The organism is Klebsiella sp. MS 92-3, from assembly GCF_000195655.1.
Classification (GTDB): domain Bacteria; phylum Pseudomonadota; class Gammaproteobacteria; order Enterobacterales; family Enterobacteriaceae; genus Klebsiella; species Klebsiella pneumoniae.
The window spans coordinates 23,697-32,186 of the sequence record NZ_GL882786.1 but is presented as its reverse complement, the minus strand read 5'-3'; the positions used below and the strand labels follow the sequence as shown (position 1 = coordinate 32,186).

The 8,490-nt window shown below is 56.6% G+C and carries 9 protein-coding genes; 5 read left to right on the top strand and 4 right to left on the bottom strand.

Going from position 1 to position 8,490, the window contains the following annotated elements; translation table 11 throughout:
* Positions 1–84 precede the first annotated feature (84 nt).
* On the top strand, positions 85–1,137 hold the full coding sequence (locus tag HMPREF9538_RS18040) for an AbrB family transcriptional regulator (RefSeq protein WP_020316773.1): 1,053 nt from the start codon (positions 85–87) through the stop codon (positions 1,135–1,137).
* A gap of 36 nt (positions 1,138–1,173) precedes the next feature.
* On the opposite strand, the gene HMPREF9538_RS18045 is transcribed toward HMPREF9538_RS18040, so the two are convergent.
* Complete coding sequence (locus HMPREF9538_RS18045) at positions 1,174–1,536, bottom strand: YibL family ribosome-associated protein (RefSeq protein ID WP_002922410.1); 363 nt, start codon at positions 1,534–1,536, stop codon at positions 1,174–1,176.
* Between the two features lie 272 nt (positions 1,537–1,808).
* Between HMPREF9538_RS18045 and HMPREF9538_RS18050 the strand changes: the two genes are divergently transcribed.
* Complete coding sequence (locus HMPREF9538_RS18050; protein WP_002922402.1) at positions 1,809–2,033, top strand: hypothetical protein; 225 nt, start codon at positions 1,809–1,811, stop codon at positions 2,031–2,033.
* On the opposite strand, the gene mtlR is transcribed toward HMPREF9538_RS18050, so the two are convergent.
* The 3 genes from mtlR to mtlA form a co-directional block, all read right to left on the bottom strand.
* Positions 2,022–2,618: a mannitol operon repressor MtlR gene (gene mtlR / locus HMPREF9538_RS18055; RefSeq protein WP_002922401.1), complete on the bottom strand. Its 597-nt coding sequence runs from the start codon at positions 2,616–2,618 to the stop codon at positions 2,022–2,024. The two genes, HMPREF9538_RS18050 and mtlR, sit on opposite strands and share 12 nt — an antisense overlap.
* Positions 2,618–3,766, bottom strand: coding sequence for a mannitol-1-phosphate 5-dehydrogenase (gene mtlD / locus HMPREF9538_RS18060; protein WP_004145239.1), 1,149 nt, complete (start codon positions 3,764–3,766; stop codon positions 2,618–2,620). Before mtlD ends, mtlR begins: the two co-directional genes overlap by 1 nt.
* A gap of 102 nt (positions 3,767–3,868) precedes the next feature.
* The gene (gene mtlA, locus HMPREF9538_RS18065; protein ID WP_009484618.1) at positions 3,869–5,776 is read right to left on the bottom strand and encodes a PTS mannitol transporter subunit IICBA; all 1,908 of its coding nucleotides are present in this window, start codon (positions 5,774–5,776) and stop codon (positions 3,869–3,871) included.
* Between the two features lie 538 nt (positions 5,777–6,314).
* Here mtlA and HMPREF9538_RS18070 point away from each other — a divergent pair.
* The 3 genes from HMPREF9538_RS18070 to HMPREF9538_RS18080 form a co-directional block, all read left to right on the top strand.
* Entirely contained in the window at positions 6,315–6,683 is a 369-nt protein-coding gene (locus HMPREF9538_RS18070) for a DUF3302 domain-containing protein (protein ID WP_004152044.1), read from the top strand.
* A 3-nt stretch (positions 6,684–6,686) separates the two neighbouring features.
* On the top strand, positions 6,687–7,823 hold the full coding sequence (locus HMPREF9538_RS18075) for an HlyD family secretion protein (protein WP_009484617.1): 1,137 nt from the start codon (positions 6,687–6,689) through the stop codon (positions 7,821–7,823).
* A 106-nt stretch (positions 7,824–7,929) separates the two neighbouring features.
* Positions 7,930–8,490: glutathione S-transferase (locus tag HMPREF9538_RS18080; protein ID WP_009484616.1), on the top strand; the 561-nt coding region annotated here is incomplete at its 3' end.

Sequence of the window (8,490 nt, the reverse complement as noted above, 5' to 3'; positions counted from 1 at the left end):
CCCACGTCGCCGGCATCCCGGCCTGCAAAGCGGGCCAAACCTGTATATACTGGTTTTTTAATCCTTTTTCCGGGGTGGTGCATCTTGGCGTCGCGTCGCGCGATCGGGCACTGGCTGATATTGCTGCTGCTCTCTGTTCTCTTTTCCTCGCTGCTGTTACGAATACACCTGCCGGCAGCGCTGCTGCTGGGGCCGCTGATCGCCGGTCTCATTTTGAGCCTGCGCGGGGTGAAGCTGTGCATCCCTCGCCCCTGTTATCTGGCGGCGCAGGCCATCGTCGGCTGCATGATCGCCCGGGCGATTAATCCCTCTGTTTTTGGCGTGCTGTTCAACAACTGGGCGCTGGTGCTGGCGATCCTGTTGACCACCCTGGCGATAAGCGGCCTTACCGGCTGGCTGCTGGTCCGCTACAGCGCGCTGCCGGGCGCCACTGGCGCCTGGGGAAGCTCTCCCGGCGGCGCGTCGGCAATGGTGGTGATGGCCCAGGAGTACGGGGCCGATGTGCGGCTGGTGGCGCTGATGCAGTATCTGCGGGTGCTGTTTGTCGTCGGCGCGGCGGCGCTGGTGGTGCGCTATGCCCTGGGCAATGAAGCACAGGAAATGACTCAGGATATTGTCTGGTTTCCATCGTTGACCCTGAATTTCCCTTTCACGCTGCTGCTGACGGCGGTGGCCTGTTGGCTGGGCATGCGGCTGCGCATCCCCTCCGGGGCCATGCTGCTGCCGATGCTGCTTGGCGCCCTGGCCCAGGGCGGCGGCTGGCTGATGCTGGAGCTGCCGGAGTGGCTGCTGGCGATGGCCTATGCGGTGCTGGGCTGGACGGTGGGGCTCCAGTTTAATAAAGCCATTTTTCTGCTGGCCCTCAAGACGCTGCCGCAGATTATCGCCTCCATCCTCGGACTGATCCTGATGTGCGCCCTGATGGCCCTTGCCCTGACCCACATTCTGCAGATGGACTTTATGACCGCCTATCTGGCCACCAGCCCCGGCGGGCTGGACACGGTGGCGATTATCGCCGCCGGCACCCGGGCGGACATGTCGTTTATTATGGCGCTACAGACGCTGCGGCTGTTTACCATTTTGCTGACCGGCCCGGCGATGGCGCGGGCTATCTCCCGCTATGCGCCGCGGCAATAAAAAGCCCCCCCCGCGGGGGGGGGGGGGGGCTGGGGATCAAAATTCGCTGCGGGCGAAACCGGTCATCTCTTTCAGACCCATTTCCCGGCCCAGGGCGGTCATCGGATGGACAACCACCAGGCCGCGAACGCTTTTCTTCAGCTTGCCCATATCGGCCTGCTCTTTTTTGGTAATCGCGCGGCGAAACGGCAGGCTCATCAGCTTCTGCGCCTCTTTGCTCAGCTTCTGGCTCTGGACGGAACGCAGACGTTCAATCTCCGTTTCCAGAGTGGCTTTTTCTTTTTCCAGTTCAGCGTATTTATCGGCGGCTTCCACCAGCGACAGCTCGGCCTGCTGGTGGCGGATGGCGTCGAGACGATCGCTCAGACGCTTGATTTCATTCTTTTCGACTTCTTTCATGGTGATTTGATCTGTTAATAAAGGGGCTTCATTCGCCTATAGTATGTGCCGTGACCGCTATTGTTGATAGCTATTTATCAAAAATTCGCCGTTTGTCGCCCGCGGAATGCAATATCATTTATCGCTAATAATTTGAATTTTATTAATATTCCGCCTAATACCCGTTCTAATTTCATTTCTGTGAAGCCTGTCGGCAGATAAGCACGTTTTCCTTAACCAACGCCGGTGAATTGGCTAATGCTTAATCAGATTATTCCCAAAAGGAGGACGTGATGGCAAAGATCGGCGACGGCGTACCACGTTTAATCGACAAAGCGGTTGATTTTATGGCTTCCAGTCAGGCGTTTATGGAGTATTTGAAAAAGTCTCCGCGTCTGCAGCATGTACCGCGAGACATTCCTCAGGATAAGGAAGCGTTGTTCCTGCAGCGTCTGGAATATTATCGTCAGCTTTACCGGCCGACCTGCGACCAGACGGAACCGGAATCAGAGCGTTGATTTCTGAAAGGCTTTTTTTAAGCTGATTCGTGAAATCAGCTCAGTCAGGGACAGCACCATCGTTGAGCGCACCATCTGCTGGTATCGCAGTTTCTGCATTGCCAGCAGTTCGGCATCGCTGTCATCAAATTGCGGCGTTGGCGGCAGGGCGGCGACGCAGTGCAGCTCGCCGAACGGACCGATAATTTCGTCGTCGGTAAAGCTGTACTCATTGCCGTCGTGGTTAAGCTCTTCGCGCAGGGCCATCAGCAGCTCGGCGTCTTCATATTCGGCACGACTTATCACCCCAAGGCCATAAATCAGCTTCAGGCGTACAGAGAGATCGCCGAGCGGCCCGCTGCCCTCCAGCAAGGGCTCGACGGCGTATTTCACCGCGTAGTCGTCTTTACGGAACACCTGAAGCACCAGAATATTGACCGCTTCCGTTAACAGCTCGACGGTGGCGATCAGGAAGCTTCGTACGGTTTTGCCAGCATTCAGACGCTCAAGCACACGGTTTTCAAATGCTTGTGTTTCTTCCATCATTGCCTGCATATCTGACAGGAGTCGTAATGGGCGCGACGTCGGCCGCGCCAGGTTGTGCATCATTTTTCCGCGTTGTAGTCGTTAACGGCCTCCGCGACGACATCACTTGCGGCATCCAGGCCGGAAATCTGCGCCAGCGCGGCCTGCGGCCCCTTGTCGGCGATCAGTGCCGCTAGCTCCTGCGCCTGCGGATCGTCTTCGCTACGGAAATGCATCGCCGCCGCAATCCCTTTCACCAGGTTGCGGTGCGGCAGCCCGTATTCCAGTGTACCCAGCAGCGGCTTAATTAAACGGTCGCCAGCGCTCAGTTTGCGCAGCGGCTGACGGCCAACGCGCTCAACATCGTCTTTCAGGTACGGGTTCTCGAAACGGCCAAGTATTTTCTGGATATAAGCCGCGTGCTTCTGCGGGTCAAAGGCGTAACGTTTGATCAGCACCGCGCCGCTCTCTTCCATCGCGCCCTGCACGACGGCACGAATTTTCTCGTCGAGGATCGCGTCGCGAATCGTCTGATGGCCCGCCAGTTTTCCGAGGTAGGCGGTTATAGCATGCCCGGTGTTCAAGGTGAAGAGCTTGCGTTCGACAAATGCCATCAGGTTATCAGTTAATTCCATTCCCGGGATAGTCGGCAGCGCGCCCTTGAACTGAGTCTTATCGACAATCCATTCGCTAAAGGTTTCCACGGTGACTTCCAGCGGGTCATGAGTGGCGGAAGCCGATGGCGGCACAATACGGTCAACGGCAGAGTCGACAAAGCCGATATGCGCTTCCACCCACGCTTTATCTTCTTCCGCCAGCGCGTTAAACACGTGGCCTTTTAACTGCGTGGTGCCGCGCACCATATTTTCGCAGGCGATGATGTTCAGGGGGCGTTCGGTGCCCTGCGCTTTGCGCTGCGCCAGCCCTTTGGCGATCGCTGGCGCGATGCGCTCGAGCACGACGGGACCGACGGCGGTGGTGACCAGATCCACTTCAGCGATCAGGTCCACAACCTCATCGCCGATGCTGCTGACGGCATTGACGCCGGAGACGGTGTCCACCTGCTCATTCTCACCGACGACGTGAACCTGATAGCTATGACGGGCATTCAGGGCATCAAGTACGGTCTGATTGACATCGGCAAACGTCAGTTCGATGCCCGCGTCGGCCAGCAATTTACCGATAAAGCCACGTCCGATATTACCTGCGCCAAAATGTAATGCTTTCATAGTATTAACCTTCAATTAATGTTTTCACCTGAGAGGGCTGGGGTGAGGCTTTTCCCCTCACCCAAACCCTCTCCCAAAGGGAGAGGGAATGGACTGCTTTGGTTATTTATTCAACAGTGCCAGAACTTCGTCGACGCTGGTGGTTTTCGCCAGGCGCTCAATCACGGTTTCGTCATCCAGGGCGTTAGTCAGGCTGGTGATAACCTGAATATGCTCGTTGTTGCGAGCCGCGATACCGATCACCAGGCGGGCGACATCGTCTTCATCTTCCCCGAAGCGCACGCCTTCCGGGTACTGGCAGAAGACGACGCCGGTTTTCAGCACACGGTCTTTCGCTTCGATGGTGCCGTGCGGTACCGCAATGGACTCGCCGAGATAGGTCGAGGTCAGTTTTTCGCGGTCCAGCATCGCCTGCACATATTCCGGCTCAACGTAACCGCCTTTCACCAGCTGCTCACCGGCGAAGCGAATCGCTTCTTCTTTGGTGGCTGCTTTGCGACCGAGGAAGATGTTATCCGCGCCCAGCTGGAACAGGTTGTTGTTAGTATCGTCAAAGCTGTCTTTCAGGCTATCGGTGACTTTGACTTCGTTGTCGATGTGGCGCTGGGCCGCGACCAGGCGCTCGGTCAGGCTGGTGTACAGACCGCTGTCGAGGAAGTTGGTCAGCGAAATATGCTGCGCCTGAGGCACCTGGCGCATGGCGCGCTCGGTAAGGTCGCGGTGGGTGATGACCAGGTCAACATCCGGCGGCAGGTTATTGATTGCGCTGTTGGTGACCGAGATGTTGCTCAGCCCGGCATCCTGCACTTTCTTGCGCAGTACCCCGGCGCCCATGGCGCTGGAACCCATCCCGGCGTCGCAGGCGACGATGATTTTACGCACATGGCTCAGGTCGTTGGTGACATTACCGGCCGCCAGCGGGCTGGCGCCTTTGGATTCTGCTTTCATGTCATGCATACGACGCGTTGCGGCTTCGATATCGTCTTCTTCTTTGACTTTGCTGGTCTTGAGCAGAACCGCAGAGACCACGAAGGAGACCGCCATCGCTGCGATAATCGCGGCGATGTTAGCGAAGTAGGCGCCTTTCGGCGTCATCGCCAGTACCGCCAGGATAGAGCCTGGGGAAGCCGGGGAAACCAGACCGCCATTAAGGATAGTCAGGGTGAAGACACCGGTCATCCCGCCGAGGATAACGGCCAGGATCAGGCGCGGGTTCATCAGCACGTACGGGAAGTAGATTTCATGGATACCACCCAGGAAGTGGATGATAGCCGCCCCGCCTGCAGACTGTTTTGCGCTGCCGCGGCCAAAGAACATGTACGCCAGCAGAACGCCCATCCCTGGACCCGGGTTAGCTTCAATCAGGAAGAAGATGGATTTACCCAGCTCGTGGGACTGCTGAATACCCAGCGGCGAGAAGATACCGTGGTTGATGGCGTTGTTAAGGAACAGGATTTTTGCCGGTTCGACGAAGATAGACGCCAGCGGCAGCATGTCGTGCGCCACCATAAAGTTAACGCCAGCCGCCAGAATTTTCGACAGAACTTCGACCGCCGGGCCGATGCCGAGGAAGGCCAGAATGGCGAGGATCATCCCGATGATGCCGGCGGAGAAGTTATTCACCAGCATTTCAAAACCGGATTTGATCTTACCGTCTACCCAGTTATCGAACTTCTTGATGCAGTAGCCGCCCAGCGGGCCGGCAATCATTGAGCCGAGGAACATCGGCATATCCGCGCCGACGATAACGCCCATGGTGGTGATCGCCCCGACCACGCCACCACGTTCGCCGCCGACTAATTTACCGCCGGTGTAACCGATCAGCAGCGGCAGCAGGTAGGTGATCATCGGACCGACCAGCTTCGCCAGCGTTTCGTTTGGCAACCACCCTGTCGGAATGAAAAGCGCGGTGATGATACCCCACGCGATAAACGCGCCGATATTCGGCATCACCATATTGCTGAGGAAACGACCAAAGCTTTGCACCTTGATCTTGATATCGGATGACATAAAACACCCCTTCTTCTGTTTTGCGTAGCGCGCAGGCTTAAAGCCCGAGGTTTGTTGTTAATGTGGCGGCAGAGGTAGCCGGGCCCTGATTGATAGTGCGAAATCTGGCACTGAATCGTTTAGCTGTCCAGCCAGCGCCCTTTTATGTGATTTGGATCACATGAATATAGGGGGCTAAGAGGGTTTTTTAGTGATGATGATCACAAAATTACTGTGTAAAAAAACAACACAGCGCCTTTTTAGCCGCTGATCTGCCTTTTTGTGTGATATTTGTCACATTTTTGTTTCGTGTTTTTGTTGTTTGTTTGTGATTTTGATCACAAAGAATTTCGCGAGGGGTTTACGCCGCTGTGATCTCGGCCCGGTTTTGCGGCCAGGGCGAGATGGCTCTGTAACTAAGCAACCTTAACTGCCGAATAACTTTTTTACGCCGGATGGCAAAAATGAAAGGCGTGAATTATGCTCAAAATAGCGGCCCGAATGTCAGTGGGTCGTGAATAAAATTCATATAAATTATTAGCGTAAAGCCGAGGGAATTATGTTTCTCAATTATTTTGCGCTGGGCGTTCTGATCTTCGTTTTTCTGGTCATTTTTTATGGGATTATCATTATTCACGATATTCCTTATTTGATCGCCAAAAAACGCAACCACCCTCATTCCGATGCTATTCATGTCGCCGGATGGGTCAGTCTTTTTACTCTCCACGTCATCTGGCCGTTTTTATGGATTTGGGCCACGTTGTACCAGCCTGAGCGCGGCTGGGGCATGCAGCATAAGGCGAATACGGCCCCTGACGAACCTGAAAAAGAGACCGATATACAACAGCTTCGCCAACGACTGAGCGACCTTGAACACCAGGTGGCGGCCATCCAGCGGCCGCAGTCCACCTCTGCGGCGGAGAAATAATCTATGGATCTGTTGATAATTTTGACCTACGTGGCCATCGCCTGGTCGATATTTAAAATCTTCAAAATACCGGTAAATAAATGGACGGTACCTACCGCGGCGCTGGGGGGCGTATTTATTGTTAGCGCGCTTATTTTATTAATGAACTATAACCACCCTTACACCTTTCTGGCGCAAAAGGCGGTGATATCTATTCCTATTACGCCGCAGGTTACCGGAGTGGTTAACAGCGTCACCGACAAAGCGAATCAGCGCGTCAAAAAGGGTGAGGTGCTTTTTACTATTGACCCGGCGCGCTATCAGGCGCGGGTCGACCGTCTGCAGGCCGACTTGGTGACGGCGCTGCACAGTATTAACACCCTCAAAGCGCAGCTCTCTGAAGCCCAGGCCAACACCACCCGCGTGTCGGCGGAACGCGATCGCTTATACAAGGACTATCAGCGCTACCTGAAAGGGAGCCAGGCGCGGGTGAACCCGTTCTCGGAAAGCGACATCGATAACGCCAGGCAGAATTACCTTGCCCAGGACGCGCTGGTCAAGGCGTCGGTGGCGGAGCAGGCGCAGATCCAGAGCCAGCTGGACAGCATGATCAACGGCGAGCAGTCGCAAGTGGCCAGCCTGCGCGCCCAGCTGGCGGAGGCGAAATATAATCTCGATCAGACCACCGTGCGGGCGCCAAGCGATGGGTATATCACCCAGGTGCTGATCCGTCCGGGGACCTATGCCGCCTCGCTGCCGCTGCGTCCGGTGATGGTGTTTATCCCCGAGCAAAAACGGCTGATCGTCGCCCAGTTTCGGCAAAATTCCCTGTTAAGGCTGGAGAAAGGCGACGACGCGGAAGCGGTGTTTAACGCCCTGCCCGGGCAGGTGTTCCACGGCAAACTGGTGAGTATTTTACCGGTGGTGCCGGGAGGAAGTTATCAGGCGCAAGGGGCGTTACAGTCGCTGACCGTGACGCCGGGCAGCGATGGCGTGCTGGCGACCATCGAGCTCGACCCCAATGCCGAAATTGATGCGCTGCCTGATGGTATCTACGCGCAGGTGGCGGTCTACTCCGACCATTTCGCCCACGTCTCGGTGATGCGTAAAGTGCTGCTGCGGATGACCAGCTGGATGCACTACCTCTATCTCGATCATTAATGCGATCGGCGGCAGGTTGAGCGGGACGCTCACCTGCCTTTTGTCCTGCCCTGAGCCATACTCATATCTTTGTTGGCGATAATTTGTTGGCGATAAGGAGCAGGCTATGAAACTGATCGGCAGCTACACCAGTCCCTTTGTGCGCAAAATATCGGTGATCCTGCTGGAAAAGCGCATCCCTTTTGAGTTTGTCAACGAATCCCCCTACAGCGAAAGCAACGGTGTGGCGCGCTATAACCCGCTGGGCAAGGTACCGGCGCTGGTGACGGACGACGGTGAGTGCTGGTTTGACTCCCCGGTTATCGCCCAGTATCTGGAGCTGCTGGGCGTGGCGCCGCCGATGATCCCCGCCGACCCCAGAGCCGCTCTCAGGATGCGCCAGCTAGAGGCGCTGGCGGATGGCGTGATGGAGGCCGCCCAGGCGCTGGTGCGTGAAAAGGCTCGCCCGGGCGCGCAACAGTCAGAGCAAGAACTGCTCCGCCAGCGGGAGAAAGTGGCTCGCGGTCTCGACAGGCTGGAAGCCTGCGCGGCAGACGGAATGCTGCGCGGCGACGAGGTTAATCTGGCGACCATTTCCACGGCCTGCGCCATTGCTTATCTGAACTTTCGCCGGGTCGCCCTCCGCGGGGGCGGGCGGCCGGCGCCGCCGGGGGGGCGGGGGGGGGGG

Excerpts from the sequence above, each read along its gene's own strand:
- HMPREF9538_RS18045 (WP_002922410.1), bottom strand. The coding sequence starts at position 1,536 with ATGAAAGAAGTCGAAAAGAATGAAATCAAGCGTCTGAGCGATCGTCTC.
- HMPREF9538_RS18050 (WP_002922402.1), top strand. The coding sequence starts at position 1,809 with ATGGCAAAGATCGGCGACGGCGTACCACGTTTAATCGACAAAGCGGTT.
- mtlR (WP_002922401.1), bottom strand. The coding sequence starts at position 2,618 with ATGCACAACCTGGCGCGGCCGACGTCGCGCCCATTACGACTCCTGTCA.
- mtlD (WP_004145239.1), bottom strand. The coding sequence starts at position 3,766 with ATGAAAGCATTACATTTTGGCGCAGGTAATATCGGACGTGGCTTTATC.
- mtlA (WP_009484618.1), bottom strand. The coding sequence starts at position 5,776 with ATGTCATCCGATATCAAGATCAAGGTGCAAAGCTTTGGTCGTTTCCTC.
- HMPREF9538_RS18070 (WP_004152044.1), top strand. The coding sequence starts at position 6,315 with ATGTTTCTCAATTATTTTGCGCTGGGCGTTCTGATCTTCGTTTTTCTG.
- HMPREF9538_RS18075 (WP_009484617.1), top strand. The coding sequence starts at position 6,687 with ATGGATCTGTTGATAATTTTGACCTACGTGGCCATCGCCTGGTCGATA.